Source organism: Arthrobacter sp. YAF34, assembly GCF_052113245.1.
Classification (GTDB): Bacteria; Actinomycetota; Actinomycetes; order Actinomycetales; family Micrococcaceae; genus Arthrobacter.
The window spans coordinates 234,176-251,297 of the sequence record NZ_JBFRCV010000006.1 but is presented as its reverse complement, the minus strand read 5'-3'; the positions used below and the strand labels follow the sequence as shown (position 1 = coordinate 251,297).

Annotated in this window: 9 protein-coding genes; 2 read left to right on the top strand and 7 right to left on the bottom strand. The window is 66.8% G+C overall.

Features of this window, described 5'->3' with window-relative positions; translation table 11 throughout:
• Positions 1-385: 385 nt before the first annotated feature.
• The 3 genes from AB4Y72_RS09970 to AB4Y72_RS09960 are packed head-to-tail and all read right to left on the bottom strand — an operon-like array spanning position 386 to position 7,963.
• Positions 386-4,087 carry a 1,4-alpha-glucan branching enzyme gene (locus AB4Y72_RS09970; protein ID WP_441425999.1) on the bottom strand — a complete coding sequence of 1,234 codons (3,702 nt, stop codon included), beginning with the start codon at positions 4,085-4,087 and terminating at the stop codon, positions 386-388.
• A gap of 1 nt (position 4,088) precedes the next feature.
• Positions 4,089-5,885, bottom strand: coding sequence for a maltose alpha-D-glucosyltransferase (treS, locus tag AB4Y72_RS09965; protein WP_441425998.1), 1,797 nt, complete (start codon positions 5,883-5,885; stop codon positions 4,089-4,091).
• 5 nt (positions 5,886-5,890) lie between these two features.
• Complete coding sequence (locus tag AB4Y72_RS09960) at positions 5,891-7,963, bottom strand: alpha-1,4-glucan--maltose-1-phosphate maltosyltransferase (protein WP_441425997.1); 2,073 nt, start codon at positions 7,961-7,963, stop codon at positions 5,891-5,893.
• A gap of 151 nt (positions 7,964-8,114) precedes the next feature.
• Between AB4Y72_RS09960 and glgP the strand changes: the two genes are divergently transcribed.
• Entirely contained in the window at positions 8,115-10,733 is a 2,619-nt protein-coding gene (glgP, locus tag AB4Y72_RS09955) for an alpha-glucan family phosphorylase (RefSeq protein WP_441425996.1), read from the top strand.
• A gap of 59 nt (positions 10,734-10,792) precedes the next feature.
• Here the strand turns inward: glgP and AB4Y72_RS09950 are convergent, their stop codons facing one another.
• Complete coding sequence (locus tag AB4Y72_RS09950) at positions 10,793-11,149, bottom strand: barstar family protein (protein ID WP_441425995.1); 357 nt, start codon at positions 11,147-11,149, stop codon at positions 10,793-10,795.
• Positions 11,150-11,170: 21 nt separating this feature from the next.
• Positions 11,171-13,285 carry a glycogen debranching protein GlgX gene (glgX, locus tag AB4Y72_RS09945; protein WP_441425994.1) on the bottom strand — a complete coding sequence of 705 codons (2,115 nt, stop codon included), beginning with the start codon at positions 13,283-13,285 and terminating at the stop codon, positions 11,171-11,173.
• A 116-nt stretch (positions 13,286-13,401) separates the two neighbouring features.
• Here glgX and AB4Y72_RS09940 point away from each other — a divergent pair, with 116 nt between their 5' ends.
• On the top strand, positions 13,402-14,205 hold the full coding sequence (locus AB4Y72_RS09940; protein WP_441425993.1) for a carbon-nitrogen hydrolase family protein: 804 nt from the start codon (positions 13,402-13,404) through the stop codon (positions 14,203-14,205).
• Positions 14,206-14,534: 329 nt separating this feature from the next.
• On the opposite strand, the gene rlmB is transcribed toward AB4Y72_RS09940, so the two are convergent.
• Complete coding sequence (gene rlmB / locus AB4Y72_RS09935; RefSeq protein ID WP_441425992.1) at positions 14,535-15,536, bottom strand: 23S rRNA (guanosine(2251)-2'-O)-methyltransferase RlmB; 1,002 nt, start codon at positions 15,534-15,536, stop codon at positions 14,535-14,537.
• Between the two features lie 122 nt (positions 15,537-15,658).
• On the bottom strand, positions 15,659-17,116 hold the full coding sequence (gene cysS, locus AB4Y72_RS09930; protein WP_441425991.1) for a cysteine--tRNA ligase: 1,458 nt from the start codon (positions 17,114-17,116) through the stop codon (positions 15,659-15,661).
• Positions 17,117-17,122: the final 6 nt, after the last annotated feature.

Genomic DNA, 17,122 nt, shown 5'->3' with positions numbered 1-17,122 from the left:
CGGGCCCGGCACAATCAACCAATTCAATACAATAAATTGGTATCAACAAACTTGGCACACTATTGAGTTCTCAAACAACAGACACACCCGGCACCACCACAACCAACAAACAGTCGCGGATCGCTCCGGAGCAACTTTTCAAACTTACCCGCTTGCTTCACCCTAGTCAAATCGGCGATCCAGACTCAGTCTTGCCATAGGCTTCTGGGTCTTGGTGGCCGTTCAACTCCGGGGAGCAGCGCGGAAATAAACTCTACCACCACTCGGCCCTGCTGACAAAGCCGCTCCGGAGAGGGCACGGAGAAGCCCGGAATCACGGGGATTCCGGGCTTCCCGCAGATGCTGCTCAGCTTTCACGCCGGCCGGTTCTGCTCCGGCACCGCACCTAATCCAGCGGCTTGAAGTATGCAGCCCCGAGCGGGGGAAGCGTCACCGTGAGCGTGGCCGGCTGCCCGTCGATCCCGTCGGCCGTCGCGGTCAGCGTCCCGGAGTTCTCCACCCCGGAGCCGCCATAGGTGCTCGCATCGGTGTTGAGCACTTCCTGCCAGGCACCGGCTGCGGGGACGCCGAGGAGATAGTCCGTGTGCGGTGCGCCGGAGAAGTTCATTGCGCAGACCAGCGGGTTGCCCTCGGCATCACGGCGGATGAACGTCAGGACGTTGCGGTCCGAATCGCCACCGTTGATCCACTGGAAACCCTCATGCTGGTTGTCCTGCTCGTACAGCGCCGGGGTGGACCGGTAGATCTCGTTGAGGTCCTTGGTCAGTAGCTGGATTCCCTTGTGTGCCGGGATGTCCGCGAGCCACCAGTCCAGGCCGTACTGCTCCGACCACTCTGCTTCCTGGCCAAATTCGGTGCCCATGAAGATCAGCTGCTTGCCCGGGTGTGCCCATTGGTAGCCCAGGAAGGCGCGGAGGTTGGCCAGTTGCTGCCACCGGTCGCCGGGCATCTTGCGCAACATGGAGCCCTTGCCGTGCACGACTTCGTCGTGGCTGATCGGCAGAAGGAAGTTTTCCGTGAAGGCATAGACCATTGAGAAGGTGATGGTGCCGTGGTGCCACTTGCGGTTGTACGGGTCCTCGGCCATGTACTTGAGCGAGTCATGCATCCAGCCCATGTTCCACTTGAGCCCGAAGCCCAGGCCACCACCGCTTGTGGGCGCGGTGACCCCGGGGAACGCGGTGGATTCCTCGGCGATCATGACAGCGCCCGGGTGAGTCTTGTAGACCGTGGCGTTGACTTCCTGAAGGAAGGAGATCGCCTCGAGGTTCTCACGGCCGCCGAAGCGGTTTGGCTGCCATTGCCCCTCTTCACGGGAGTAATCCAGGTACAGCATGGAGGCGACGGCGTCCACGCGCAGCCCGTCGATGTGGAATTCCTCGAGCCAGTACAGCGCATTGGCCACCAGGAAGTTGCGCACCTCCCGGCGCCCGAAATCGAAAATGAGCGTTCCCCAGTCCGGGTGCTCACCCAGGTTCGGATCGGCGTGCTCATACAGGGCTTCGCCGTCGAACCGGGCCAGAGCCCATTCATCCTTGGGGAAATGCGCCGGGACCCAGTCCAGGAGCACGCCGATGCCGGCCTGGTGGAGTTCATCGACAAGGTGCCGGAATTCATCCGGGTGCCCAAACCGCGAGGTCGGCGCGAAGTATGACGTCACCTGGTACCCCCACGACCCGCCGAAGGGGTGCTCGGCCACCGGCATGAACTCCACGTGGGTGAAGCCGAGCCATTTGACGTACTCCACGAGTTCTTTGGCCAGCTCGCGGTAGCCTAGCCCCACGCGCCACGAGCCGAGGTGGACCTCGTAGACGCTCATGGCCGAGTTGTGCGGATCACGGCCGGCGCGGGACTGCATCCACTCCTCATCCTTGAAGGCATAGGAGGGCTCCACCACCCGGGACGCCGTCAGCGGCGGAATCTCGGTCCCGAAGGCCAGCGGGTCCGCCTTCTCCACCCAGTAACCGTGCCGGGTCCGGAGCTCAAACTTGTAGCACGCCCCTGCTACAACGCCAGGGATGAAAACCTCCCACACGCCGCTGGAACCCAGCGAGCGCATGGCATGTTCCCGGCCGTCCCAGCCATTGAAGTCCCCCTTTACGCGCACGGCCTGGGCGTTCGGTGCCCAGACGGCGAAGGACACGCCGTCGACGTCGCCGAGCGAGGACTTGTAGTGCTGGACATGCGCGCCGAGGACATCCCACAGCCGCTCGTGGCGGCCCTCACCGATCAGGTGCAGGTCCACTTCGCCGACGGTCGGCAGATAGCGGTAGGGGTCGTCCATGGTCTGCGGCTCGTGATCCTTGTAGATCACCTCAAGGCGGTAGTCCGGCACGTGTCCGCGCTCGACCGGCTCCATCACAGCCACCCACACGCCGCCGGATTCGTGCGTCATGGGAACCACACCGGCCGACGTCACGACAGAAACGGCTTCCGCCAGGTGCTTCACGGTCCGGATGGTGACGTGGCCGTGGTCATCAAGGTGGGCACCCAGGACCGAGTGGGGTGCGTGGTGCTCGCCGGTCGCTACCCTCGCCAGGGTCTCACCATCCACGGACAGTGGTGCGCCGGGCCGATCGATACGTGCTGATCCTGTCATTTCTATACCTTCCGCTGCGGCTCCGGCGGCGACGCCGGAACCTGTACTGCCGAGGAGACGACGCGATGCGTTCACCGGGATGGAGAGCCAGTCCGGCCTGTTCCTGAGTTCGTAAATGACTTCGTAAAGGGCTTTGTCGAGCCAGAGCGCCACAAACAGGGGCGAGTCGCGGTCGATGCTGCCGGGGATGACTTCGGCGTAGCCGGCCAGGAAGGCCTCGGCGCAGTCATCCACCCACTTCCCGGGCACCACCGCACCGGGGTTCTCGCGGACCGCGGCGCCGGCGGCATAGTCGAAGGAGCGCAGCATGCCCACGACGTCGCGGAGCGGGACGTCGGGGAAGTTGCGTTCGGAGATGGGGCGCAGCGGTTCACCCTCGAAGTCCAGGATGGCCCAGCGTGCAGCGCTCCCGGCACCGCCGGGAACCTGCAGGATCTGCCCCAGATGGAGGTCCCCGTGGATGCGCTGGAGGCGTCCGGCGCTGGTGCCTTCGAGCCTTGCCAGGAGCCGGTTCAGTGGGTCTTCAAAGGGCCCGACGGCGTCACCGGCCTGGGCCCATGACTGGCGCACGCGCTGGGCTACGCCGGGAGCGATGTCCTGGCCGGGCGCGGATTCGGCGGCTGTGCCCAGCGCTTCGGCAAGACGCCGGTGCACGGTGGCCGTCGCGGCACCCAGCGCATGGGCTTCGGCGGTGAAGTCGATTCCCCGGCTCGCCGCGTCCACGGCGAGCCGCCAGGCATCGAGGCCGCCGGAGAGGAATTCGTGCGCCACGGCGAGTTCGCCGCGGGCGGGACGGGCGGCAACGGAGGGATCCGACCCGGGCGCGGCAGATGTCTCCCACTCCCCGGCCACCCACCCAAGCGTTGCCGGGACCTCGTCGGTGCGCCCGGCCGTCAGCGCAGCGCCGATTTCGACCTCGGGGTTGTGGCCCTCCGAGAGCACCCGGAAGAACTTCACGATGGCGGCTGAGCCGCCGTCGTCGACAATCACCGAAGTGTTCGACTGCTCGCCGGTAAGCACCTTCACCTTTCCCGTGGCGAACGGCAGACGGTAGCCGGACTCCACCAGGTGGCCGGTGGCGTTCCCCGACGGCGTGCGCCCGCCGTGGCGCATGAGTTCCAGCCAGGCGGCGACGAACGCGGCGTCGTGGACGCCGTCGTAAACCCACCGGCGGGCCGCGTCGGTGCGCGTACCGGGAAGCTCGCCGAGCAGGGCGCGTTCCGCCCCGGGCAGGGGCTCGGTGCGGAAGCTAAGCGGCACCTGGACGACGTCGGTCCGGTTGCCGTCGGGGGTGGGGTAAGTCACGGCCAGCAGCAGCACCTCGAACGCCGCCGCGCCGGGGACCCCCTCCCCGCTGCCGGAGTCGAGGCTCAGTCCGCCCGCCGGCGCGAAGGCGAACTCCGGGCTCTTGACGGGGAACCATCGCTGGCGCGGCAGCCAGGCGCCGAGCAGTCCGCTCAGGGCCGGGGCAAGGGTAGGTCGGGTCATCTCAGCCTTCGATGGACAGGACAGGCATCGCCTGGGTGAACGGAGATGCCGGGTTGGAGGCTGCGGAGCGGATCCGCAACCAGAAGAAATCGTGGCTGCCCAGCGTCAGCGTCAACGTCCCGTCATCGCCAATCGCCGGGAACGCCTGGCCGCCGAAGACGTCCCGGAGGCCGCGGCCGGCGAATTTCGGCACCCGGAGGGTGGTTGCCACGGGGTGCTGCGAGAGGTTGAAGGCGCACAGGATGGTCTCGGCGTCCTCGCCGGCGGCGTTGCCCTCCGGGAGTTCGCGCAGGTAGGCGAGGACGACGTCGTGGTCAGCTTCCACGTGCTTGAAGCCGCCGAGCCCGAAGGCGGGGTGGTTCTTGCGGACGCTCAGGATCTGGCGGGTCCAGCGCAGCAGCGAACCCGAATGCGCGGCCTCGGCCTCCACGTTCGCCATGCTGTAGTTGTAGACCAGCGACTGGATCACCGGCAGGTACAGCTTGCCGGGGTCGGCACTGGAGAACCCGGCGTTACGGTCCGGGTTCCACTGCATCGGGGTGCGGACGGCGTCGCGATCCTCGAGCCAGATGTTGTCGCCCATGCCGATTTCATCCCCGTAATACAGGAACGGGCTGCCCGGCAGGGACAGCAGCAGGGCGTTGATGAGCTCGATTTCGGAGCGGGAGTTATCCAGCAGCGGGGCCAGCCGGCGCCGGATGCCGATGTTGGCGCGCATGCGCGGATCCGGCGCGTACCAGCCGAGCATCGCGGCCCGTTCGTCGGAGGTGACCATTTCCAGGGTCAGTTCGTCGTGGTTGCGCAGGAACGTGCCCCACTGGGCGCCTTCCGGGATGTCCGGGGTGTCCTTCATCGTCTCGATGATGGGGGCCGCCTTCTGGTCCCGCAGCGCGTAGTACAGGCGCGGCATGATCGGGAAGTGGAACGCCATATGGCACTCGGGCTCCTCCTCGGTGCCGAAGTACTCCACCACTTCGGCGGGCGGCTGGTTCGCCTCGGCAATGATCACGCGGCCCGGGTAGCTCTCATCGACCATCCGGCGCAGCTGGCGCAGGAACTCGTGGGTCTGCGGCAGGTTTTCGCAGTTTGTGCCCTCCTCCTCGAAGAGGTACGGAATGGCGTCGGCGCGGAACCCGTCAATGCCCTGGTCCAGCCAGAACCGCACGACGTCGAAGAGCGCGTCAATGACTTTGGGGTTCTCGAAGTTGAGGTCCGGCTGGTGGCTGAAGAACCGGTGCCAGAAGAACTGCCGCCGGATGGGGTCGAAGGTCCAGTTGGATTCCTCGGTGTCCACGAAGATGATGCGGGCGTCTTCATATTTCTCGTCCGTGTCGCTCCAGACGTAGAAGTCGCCGAAGGGCCCGTCGGGGTCCTTCCGCGACTCCTGGAACCACGGGTGCTGGTCCGAGGTGTGGTTCAGCGGCAGGTCGATGATCACCCGCACGCCCCGGGCATGGGCCTCCGCAACGAGCCGTTTGAAGTCGCTGATGGTGCCGAACTCGTCCAGCACCGAGTTGTAGTCCGAGATGTCGTAGCCACCGTCGCGCAGCGGGGACTGGAAGAAGGGCGGGAGCCAGAGGCAGTCGACGCCCAGCCACTGCAGGTAGTCCAGTTTCTCGATCAGGCCGTGGAAGTCGCCTGAGCCGTCGCCGTTCCCGTCCGCGAAGCCCCGGACCAGCACCTCGTAGAACACCGCCTTGCGGTACCACAGAGGATCGTGCTGGAGGCCCGGGGCGTTCAGCTCGAAGCTTCCCCTCGGGCTGAAGTGCTGGCTGGGATTCTGGGTGCTGAAACTCAAGTGCACTACCTCCGGATGCTAAGAATGTGAGCGGGCTCGACGTGCGGGTCCAGGCGGACGTAGTTGTACTCCCCCCATTCCCAGCTCTCGCCGGTCAGCAGGTCATCGACCACGAAACGGCCATTGTGCGTGAGGTTCTCCGCGTCCAGTTCCAGCGCCGGCAGGTCCAGGGACACGGTGCTCTCCTTGGTAACGTGCGGGTCGACGTTCACGACGATGACCAGGGTGTCCTTGGTCCCGTCGGGGAGGGTCTTGTGCTTGGAAAACACCACGGTGGAATTGTCCGTGCTCTGGTGCACCGTCAGGTTCTGCAGGTCCCCGAGGGCCGGGTGCGCCCGGCGGATCTCGTTGAGCCGCGTCAGGTACGGGGCCAGGCTGCGCCCGTGTTCGGCGGCCGCGTCCCAGTCGCGGGCCTTGTACTCGAACTTCTCGTTGTCGATGTACTCCTCGGCGCCGGGCCGGGCCACGTGTTCGTAGAGCTCAAAGCCGGCGTACACGCCCCAAATCGGGCTTGCCGTGGCGGCGAGCGCGGCACGGATCTTGAACGCCGCCGGGCCGCCGAACTGCAGGTATTCGGTGAGGATGTCCGGGGTGTTGACGAAGAAGTTCGGCCGGAAGTAGGCCGGCGATTCGTGGCTGACCTCCTGGAAGTACTCCTCCAGTTCCTCCTTGGTGTTCCGCCAGGTGAAGTACGTGTAGGACTGCTGGAAGCCTGCCCGGCCCAGTGCGTGCATCATGGCCGGGCGGGTGAACGCCTCGGCGAGGAAGACGACGTCGGGGTGCTTCTTGTTGACCTTGCCGATCAGCCATTCCCAGAACCACACGGGCTTGGTGTGCGGGTTGTCCACCCGGAAGACCTTTACCCCATGGCTGATCCAGAGCATCACGATCCGCAGAATTTCGTTGGACAGCCCGGCGGGGTCGTTGTCGAAATTCAGCGGGAAAATGTCCTGGTATTTCTTTGGCGGGTTCTCGGCGTAGGCGATACTGCCGTCCACCCGGGTAGTGAACCATTCCGGATTGCTTTGCACCCAGGGGTGGTCCGGGGCCGCCTGCAGGGCCAGGTCCAGCGCCACTTCGAGTCCCAGCTCACCGGCCCGGGCTACGAAGGCGTCGAAGTCCTCGAAGGTGCCCAGGTCGGGGTGGATGGCGTCGTGGCCGCCCTCCGCGGACCCGATGGCCCACGGCGAGCCGGGATCATGCGGTCCGGCGATCAGGGTGTTGTTCGGGCCCTTGCGGTGTTGGACACCGATCGGGTGGATCGGCGGCATATAGATGATGTCGAAGCCCATGGCGGCGACCGCGTCAAGGCGTTTCGCGGCGGTGCGGAAAGTGCCGGAGGTCCATTCCCCGGTCTCATGGTTGCGCACGGCACCTTCGGAGCGCGGAAAGAATTCGTACCAGGAGCCGCAGCCCGCGAGCGCACGCTCCACCAGGAGCGGATAGGGCTCGGACACCGTCACATGTTCGCGGACGGGCTGGCGGTCAATCACCGCGGCCACCTCGGCGCTGAAGCCGGCGGCGAGCCGGTCCTCCGGGGTCCGGGAGGTGTCGGAGAGGACGACGACGGCCATCCGCAGGGTCCGGCGGTCAGCGGAGGGACGCGAGGCATCCTCGGAGGCCTCCGCCAGCAGTGCCGCGCCTTCGGCGAGCATGAGCTCGACGTCGATGCCGGCCTCCACCTTGACCTCGGCGTTGTGGTGCCAGGTGCCGTAACGGTCGTGCCAGGCCTCGATCACGAAGGACCAGTTGCCGGTGGCGGGCGGGGTCAGGAGGCCTTCCCAGCGGTCGGTACCCATTCCGCGCGGTCCGCGCGGCGGGGCGAGGCGCACCCGCTGGCGCTCCTTGCCGCGGGGGTCGAGCAGGACGGCGCTGACGCCGAGCTGGTCGTGGCCTTCACGGAAGGCGGTGGCTCCCACCACAATGGTTTCGCCCGCGACAGCTTTGGCCGGGAACTTTCCGTTCTCTACTGACGGCTGCACGGCGGTGATCGGAAAACGGCCAAATCGAAGGCCATCCGTGATCAGGGCCTTGGGCTTTTGCTTGGACACGGCACTGGTTCGCGAGTTATTCGTCACAGGCTCGACGTTATCGACAAAACCGTCAGAATGCTAAGGCCTCGAACGATTTCCGGGCGTTTCCCGTTGTGACCTGAACGATATCCGTCATTTACCGGAAAGAATCTTAAAGCGGTTCCGGGGCAACGACTTGTCCGTTAGTGTTTCGCTGGTGAAGGCAATCCGCAGATTTACTGTTCGAACCGTTCTTCCGGAGTCCATCCGGCCGTTGGCCCGGCTCGCCACCAATCTTCGGTGGTCCTGGCACCGGCCCACCCGGGAGCTTTTTGAGGGGCTCAACCCCGGGATCTGGGCGGAGAGCGACCACGACCCCGTGACCTTCCTGGGCTTGGTCAGCCGGGAAGAGCTCCAGCGGCTCGCGGCGGACCAGGACGTGGTGCAGCGTGTCCATGCCGCTGCCGACGATCTCGACCGGTATCTGGACCAGCCGCGTTGGTACCAAAGCCTGGGCGACGGCGCCCCCTCCTGCATCGCCTATTTCTCCCCCGAGTTCGGCATCACCGAGGTCTTGCCGCAGTACTCCGGCGGCCTGGGCATCCTGGCCGGAGACCACCTCAAGGCGGCGTCGGATCTCGGCGTGCCGCTGATCGGCGTTGGCCTGCTGTACCAGGCCGGCTACTTCAAGCAGTCGCTCTCCCGCGATGCGTGGCAGCAGGAAACGTACCCGGTCCTTGACCCGGACGGCCTGCCCCTGACGCTCCTGCGCGAGGCCTCGCCGGACGGTAACGGCAGGCCCGTCCAGATTTCCCTTCCGCTCCCCCAGGGCCGGCGCCTCCTGGCGCACGTGTGGCGGGCCGACGTCGGGCGTGTTCCGCTGCTGCTGCTGGACTCCAACGTTCCGGGCAATGACGAGGCCGCCCGCGGCATTACCGACCGCCTGTACGGCGGCGGCGGAGACCACCGGCTGCAGCAGGAGCTCCTGCTGGGCATGGGCGGGGTCAAGGCGCTGCGCGAGTTCCAGCGGCTCACGGGGGTGCCCGCGCCGGAAGTCTTCCACACCAACGAGGGCCACGCCGGCTTCCTCGGCGTCGAACGGATCCAGGAACTGATGTCCGGCACGGAGCCGCTGAGCTGGGAGGAAGCCCTGGCTGCCGGGCGGGCCTCCACCGTGTTCACCACCCACACGCCGGTTCCGGCGGGGATCGACCGCTTCGAAATCTCGCAGATCCAGCACTTCTTCGAAGCGGGCCTCGCCCCGGACGTGCCGGTCGCGAAAATCCTGGACCTGGGCCGTGAGGACTTCGCCGACGGCAACCCGTTCGTCTTCAACATGGCCGTCATGGGACTGCGGCTGGCCCAGCGGGCCAACGGCGTGGCCAAACTGCACGGCGTGGTCTCCCGCGGCATGTTCTCCGCCCTCTGGCCCGGGTTCGACCACTCCGAAGTTCCCATCACCTCGGTCACCAACGGCGTGCACGTCCCCACCTGGGTGGACCCCCGGATCTCGGCGCTGGCCCGCGACGAGTTCGGCGCCGAGGCGGAGGCGCAGGGCCGCTGGGACCTGGCCTACAACGTCACCGACGAAGCCCTCTGGGCGCTGCGGCGGGAGATGCGGGTGTCCCTCGTCGAGGACGTCCGGCGCCGACTCCGGGCCGCCTGGAAGAAGCGCGGCGCGGCCGACGCCGAGCTGGCCTGGACGGACTCCGTCCTGGACCCGGACATCCTGACCATCGGCTTCGCCCGGCGCGTGCCGACCTACAAGCGGCTGACCCTGATGCTGCGGGATCCCGAGCGGCTCAAGGCACTCCTGCTGCACAAGACGCATCCCATCCAGCTGGTGATCGCCGGGAAGTCGCACCCGGCCGACGACGCCGGCAAGAAGATGATCCAGGATCTCGTCCGGTTCACCGACGACCCCGCGGTGCGGCACCGGATCGCGTTCCTGCCCAACTACGACATCGCCATGGCCCGGACCCTGTTTCCGGGCTGCGATGTGTGGCTGAACAACCCCCTGCGCCCGCTGGAGGCCTGCGGGACCTCCGGCATGAAAGCGGCGCTGAACGGGTCGCTGAACCTGTCGGTCATGGACGGCTGGTGGGACGAAATGTACGACGGCGAGAACGGCTGGGCGATCCCGACCGCGAACAACGACGCCTCGCCGGAAGAGCGCGACGACATCGAGGCAGCGGCACTCTATGAACTGCTCGAATCCCAGGTGGCGCCGCGGTTCTACGGGCTGACAGTCTCCCACGCGGCCGGCGCGGCCGGCGCGTCCGAGCCCGGCCCGCAGTCCGTTCCCACCCACTGGGTCTCCATGATCAAGCACACGATGTCCCACCTTGGCCCGGCGGTCTCCGCGGAGCGGATGCTCAAGGACTACGTCAACGTGCTCTACCGTCCCGCGGCGATCGCGGGACGCCGCGCGGTGGCCGAGAACTACACCCAGGCCAAGGCCTTGGCGGCGTGGACCTCGCGGATCCGGGCCGCGTGGCCGCAGATCCAGGTGGAGCACGTCGACTCGGTAGGGGTCTCCGAGGACCCGCAGATCGGCGACCTGCTCCAGGTCAATGCTTACGTGGCCCTGCGCGAGCTCACCCCGGACGACGTCTCGGTTGAGGTGGCCTACGGCCGGGCCGAGGACAGCGACGAGCTGACGGACATCACGGTCGCGGAACTAAAGGCCGCCGAAGACCTCGGCAAGGGCCGGCATCTCTTCAGCGGCACGCTGGTGATCGACCGGTCCGGGTCCTTCGGCTACACCGTGCGCGTGCTGCCCAAGCATGAGGCGCTGGCGTCCAAGGCGGAGCTCGGCCTCATCGTCAACGCCTAGCCTCCTTCGGGGGCAGACGCGTTAGCGGCGGTCTGGGCGGTCGAGACCGTGTAGACCACCTAGACGCAGACGGCGATGACTTCCAGACTGGTGCCGGCGTAGCTTTCGGCGTCCTGCAGGGTTTCGCAGATGACGCCGAAGGAGCGGTCCGCGCGGAGGACGGCCGGAACCTGCCAGATGACGGTGACGGGGGCCTCGCCGTCGTCCGTCACGGCATCGGCGACGTCGTGCAGCGAATCGTGCAGGGCGTCCAGGTCCACGCCGTCGTCCTCGGGGAAGTCGAGCAGCTCGCTGAACGTGTCCAGGACCGCCTGTTTGGATTCGGCGGCGGGGACCAGCAGGGTGCGGCGGCCGGCGTCGTCGATTTGTTCCTTGAGTTCTTCGATGGTCCAGGCGTCTGCCGAGTAAATCTTCATGGGGTCCTTAATCGCAGGTCTCTAGGTGCGGTAAATGTTGATCGTGTTGGCCTGCACCAGGTCCCGCTCGCCGGAGGCAACGCGGGCGCCCTGACGCCGGTCGTGGAGCTCGGAGGTAGTCATGCGAAGCTCGAAGAGCCGGTGCCCCGAGCCGTCCTCGTTGCTGAGCCGGGGCAAGGTGACCTTGACGTCGCCGGCGCCGCCGTTGACCACCACCAGACCGTCCACGTGCCCGTCGTCGGACCCGAGCAGAAGCTGGATCACCCGGTGGCCGGGGTCATTCCACGTGTCGGCTGACATGGGGTTGCCGTTCGCGTCGAACCAGTGGAAATAGGACTGGGTGTCGCGCGCGGGGTAATCATGCGGCTGACCGGACAGGAACTCCTTGCGGAGCCTGATGACCCGTTTGGTGGTGCGCAGCATGGCATGCGATTCCGTGGTGGTGGTCCAGTCAATCCAGGTGAGTGCGTTGTCCTGGCAATAGGCGTTGTTGTTCCCCTGCTGGCTCCGGCAGATCTCATCCCCGGCGGTAATCATGGGCACGCCCTGGGAAATCATCAGGCAGGCCATCAGGTTCCGCCTGCTCAGGGCCCGCCGGGCAAGGATGTCCACGTCTTCGGTGGGGCCCTCGACGCCGTGGTTGTAGCTGCGGTTGTCGCCGTGCCCGTCGCGGTTCTGCTCGCCGTTGTCCTCGTTGTGCTTGCGGTCGTACGCCGTCAGATCGGCCAAGGTGAAGCCGTCGTGGGCTGTCAGCAGGTTCAGCGAGGCCAGCCGGGACCGGCCCGAAGACTCGAACAGCTGGGCGGATCCTGAGAGGGCGTCCGCGAGGCGGGCCACCGGGCCGCCGCTGCCGCCGGCGTCGATCGCGGCGCGGTCGGCGAGCCAGAAGCTGCGGACGGCGTCGCGGAAGTGGTCGTTCCAGTCCACCCAGCCGGCCGGAAACCGGCCGGTCTGCCAGCCGCCGTAGCCCACGTCCCAGGGTTCGGAAATCAATTTGACGCCGGAGAGGACAGGATCGGCGCCCACCGCGACGAGGAAGGGGTGCCGGGGATCGAATTCGTTGGCGCTGTTGCGGCACAGCGTGACGGCAAGGTCGAAGCGGAAGCCGTCGATATGGAACTCGTTGACCCAATAGCGCAGGGAATCCAGCACCAGCTGCACCACGCGGGGTTCGCCGAAGTTCAGGCTGTTGCCGCAGCCCGTGGTGTCCACATAGTGGCCGTGCCCGTCGTTGCGGTAATACTCCATCTCGCCCAGGCCGCGGAAGCTCAGGGTGGGCCCGTCCGTCCCGCCCTCGGCGGTGTGGTTGTAGACGACGTCGAGGATGACCTCGAGCCCGGCGGCGTGGAGGAGCTTGACCATGCCCTTGAACTCATCCTGGACCGCATGCGCGCCGGCCACCTGCGCGGCCTCGGTGGCGTAGCCCGGGTGGGGGGCGAAGAAGGCTGCCGTGTTGTAGCCCCAGTAGTTCGTGAGCCCGAGTTCCTGCAGGTGCGGCTCGTCCACGTGGAAATGGACGGGCAGGAGCTGGATCGCCGTGACGCCCAACGAAATCAGGTGCTCGATCATGGCCGGGTGGGCCATCCCGGCGTAGGTGCCCTGCAGGTCCTCGGGAATGTCCGGGTGCAACTTGGTCTGGCCCCGGACATGGGCCTCGTAGACAATCGTGTTGCGCCACGGCACCCGGGGGCTGCGGTCCAGTCCCCAGTCGAAGTCATTGCCGACCCGGACGTTCGTGATCATCTCTTCACGTTCGTCCACGGCCCGGCCGTACGGGTCCATCAGCAGCGGTTGCTCGCCGGCGGCATCAAAATCCGTGGCGGGCATGGACAGCGGGAGGGCCTCGTGATCCGGCGAGGCACGGAAACCGTAGCGCGAACCGGCGGGAATGCCCTCCACAATGCCGTGGTGGACGCCGTCCGTGATGTTGGGCAGCGTCTTGAGCTGCCAGCTTCCCCCGGGCGGCTGATACGCAATCTCAAGGGTGGTCACGCCGGGCGCGTACACAGCAACGTTCGCAAACGCGCCCCGGGGATCGTCCACGTCCGGCGACCCGGTAAGCGGAACGCTGATCCCCAGCGGAAACGCTCGCGAAGCGTCTACGGTGGAAGCTGTATCTATAAAGGGCATAACCATTGCTTAAAGCTTAGCCGGGCCGGACAAATGGCCCCCGTTTTCGTTTTCATGACGTTTTGCAGTGTACGGAACCGCCACCCTGCATACTGGAATGAAGCGCCGAGTTGGAGGTAATTGTGCGCGCAGCAATAGCCCAAATCATCACCGGCCGGGACCTGGCCGCGAACCTGGCCCTCGTCGAGACCTACGCGCGGCAGGCAAAGGCCGGCGGCGCGGACCTTGTGGTCTTCCCGGAAGCCACGATGCGGTCCTTCGGCAATTCGCTCCTGGACATCGCCGAACCATTGGACGGGCCGTGGGCATCACGCCTGCGCGCCCTCGCCGCGGAACTCGACGTTGTGGTTGTCGCCGGGATGTTCACCCCGGGGACCTCCGGCGACGCCGCCAAGGTCCGCAACACTTTGCTGGTCACCGGCCGCGGCCTCGAGGCCAGCTACGACAAGATCCACCTGTTCGATGCCTTCGGTTTTGCGGAGTCGGACACGGTTGACGCCGGCACGGACCCGGTGACCTTCGAGCTCGACGGCGTGAGGTTCGGCCTGGCCACCTGCTACGACATCCGTTTCCCGGGCCTGTTCACGGAAAACGCGGATCGCGGCGCCGACGTCAACATCGTGTGCGCCTCGTGGGGCTCCGGTCCCGGCAAGGCCGACCAGTGGAAGCTCCTGGCCCGCGCCCGCGCCCTCGATTCCACCACCATGGTCCTCGCCTGCGGCCAGGGCGACCCCGCCAGCCAAGGCATCCCGGTCAAGGGCTCCGCGCCCACCGGAGTCGGGCACTCCGTGGTCGTCTCCCCCATGGGCGAGATCCTCGCGGAGCTCGACGGCGCCCCCGGCCTGCTCTTCGCCGACCTGGACACCGCCACCGTCGAAGAGGCCCGCACCAAACTCCCGGTCCTGGCCAACCGGCACAAGTTTTAAGCGGCACCAACCGTTCGCCGTGGTGCTTCCGGTTGTGCTCACCCACGCGGTCACCAACGGCTGGGCTGCTTGAAGAGACGCTCCCTCACGTTTCGCACGTTAAGGGGAAACGCTCCCCCACAAGATGTGAGGGAGCGTTTGCCATCCTGCCGCCAAAGGTGAGGGAGCGTCGTAGACGGAATCGGAGTTTTGCTAAGGAGCGCATCGCCGACCAGAGCGAAGCGAGGCCGCCCGCGGCCGGAAGCGTCGACGGGAGGAAGGGGCTGACCGCTAAGCGACGGCAAAACTCCGGTTCCGGCGGAACCCGGCCCAAGAAGAAGCGGCGAAGACTACTTGGCGGCGCGCTGGCGGGAGATTTCGTAGAGGGAGATGCCGACGGCCATGGAGGCGTTGAGGGATTCCATGGCGGAGTCGATCGGGATGGAGACGATCTGGTCGCAGTTTTCGCGGACCAGGCGGCTCAGGCCCTTGCCCTCGGAACCTACGACGAGGCATACGGGCTCGGTGGCCAGGGAGAGATCGGGCAGCGAGACGTCGCCGTCGCCGTCGAGCCCCAGGACGTAGATGCCCATGTTCTTGAACGCCTTGAGCGTGTTGTTCAAGTTGGCGGCCCGCGCGACGGGTACCCGGACAGCTGCGCCGGCACTGGTTTTCCAGGCCGAGGCGGTGACGCCCACGGACCGGCGCTCCGGGACGATGACGCCGTGGCCGCTGAAGGCCGAGACGGAGCGGATGATCGCGCCGAGGTTGCGGGGATCGGTGATGCCGTCCAGAGCGACGAAGAGCGGGGCGTTGGCCACGTGGCCCTTCTTCCAGGCCGCGAGGGTCTCTTCGGCGAGTTCGAACGCGTCCTGGTATTCGTACGGCGGGATCTGCAGCACGAGTCCCTGGTGGATGGCGTCGTCGGTCATCCGGTCGAGCTCGGGCTTGCCGGTCTCCATCAGCGGGATGCCGCGTTCGGCGGCGAGCTTCAGGGATTCCTTGACGCGGTCGTCCATTTCGATGCGGACGGCGACGTGCAGGGCCTTGGCCGGGATGCCGGCGCGCAGGGCTTCGACCACGGAGTTGCGGCCGGTGACGACCTCTTCCGTGGCGCGGCCCTTGGGACCGGAGCGGCCGGTGCGGGCCGCGGCACTCGTGGTCCGGCTTCCGCTGGCGCGCTTGGCCTCGGAGCGTTCGGCGAGCTGCTTGTTCTTGAACGCCTTGTGGTACGGGCGGTCCTCCGCCTTCGGCGTGGGGCCCTTGCCCTCAAGTGCCTTGCGGCCGTGACCGCCGGTTCCGACGGAGGGGCCCTTCTTCAATTTGACCGAGCGGCGACCGTTGTTGGCCATGAGTTTCACCCTTTAAATACGCGATTCGTTGACAAGTCTGACCTCCAGTCTACTGACTCGCGTTAAATCCACGACCGGAAGGGACGACGGCGGCCCACCTCACCGGCCGCCGGCAACGAGGTTCAGCCGCGCTTCAGGCTCCAGCTCGCCCCGTCCGGGCCGTCCTCGACGACGACGCCCGCGGCGGCCAGGGTGTCCCGGATGGCATCGGACGCCGCCCAGTCCTTGGCGGCCCGGGCCTGTGCCCGCGCCTCCAGTTGCGCCTCGACCAGGACACCCAGGGCCAGGGTGGCGCCCTCGTCGACTGCCGGCGCCGCGGTGTCGTTGAGACCAAGGACACGCATCATGTCCGTGACGCTGGCCAGTGCCTGCCGGGCGTCGTCGAGCTGGCCGGCGGTGAGCGCGGTGTTGCCGGTCCGGACGGTCTCGTGCAGGACGGCGAGGGCCTGCGGCACGTTGAGGTCATCGTCCATGGCGGCCGCGAATGCATCCGGAACCGTGCCGTAGGTGAAGGAGCCGACAGCGCCGTCCTGCGTCATCGTGGCCCGAAGTGCGCGGCTGATGAACCCGTCAATCCGTTCGACGGCGGCGGCCGCCTCCTGCAGGGACGTCGGCTGGTAGTCCAGGACCGAGCGGTACTGTGCCTGGCCGAGGTAGTAGCGGACCACGCGGGCGGGGGCGAGTTCGAGCATCTCGGCCGGGCTGACGGTGTTGCCGATGGACTTGGACATCTTCTCGCCGGCGTAGGTGACCATGCCGTTGTGCATCCAGAAGTTGGCGAAGCCGTGGCCTGCCGCCTGGGACTGCGCCATTTCGTTTTCGTGGTGCGGGAAGCGCAGGTCCAGGCCGCCGCCATGGATGTCGAACTCGGTGCCGAGGTACTTGGTGACCATGGCCGAGCATTCGAGGTGCCAGCCCGGGCGGCCGGCGCCCCACGGGGAGGACCAGCTCGCTGTCGTCGGCTCGCCGTCCTTGTAGCCCTTCCACAGCGCGAAGTCGCGGGGGTCCCTCTTGCCGCGCGGGTCGGCGTCCGGCGCGCCCTGCATGTCGTCGATCTTCTGGCGCGTGAGCGTGCCGTACTTGTTCCACGAGCGCACGTCGAAGTAGACGTCGCCGGAGTCGTCCAGGGCAGGGTAGGCGTGGCCGCGGTCGATCAGCAGCTGAATGAGGGCGTGCATTTCCGGGATGTGTCCGGTGGCGCGGGGCTCATAGGTGGGGCGGGAGACACCCAGGGTGTCGTAGGCCTTGAGGAATTCCTGCTCATAGCGGTAGGCCAGCGCCCACCATTCCTCGTTCCGGACGGCTCCGGGCTCGTCCTCGAAGTCCGGACCGAAGGAGGCCGCGGACTTGGCGAGGATCTTGTCGTCGATGTCCGTGACGTTTCGGACCGCCGTCACGCGGAAGCCCCGGTACTGCAGCCACCGGGTCAGCTGGTCGAACGCGATGGCGGAGCGGATGTGCCCGACGTGCGGCATGCCCTGCACGGTGGCTCCGCAGTAGTACAGGCTCACTTGGCCAGGTACCAGGGGGACGAAGTCGCGGACTTCGGCGGATGCTGTGTCGTAAAAGCGCAGGGTCACCGCTCC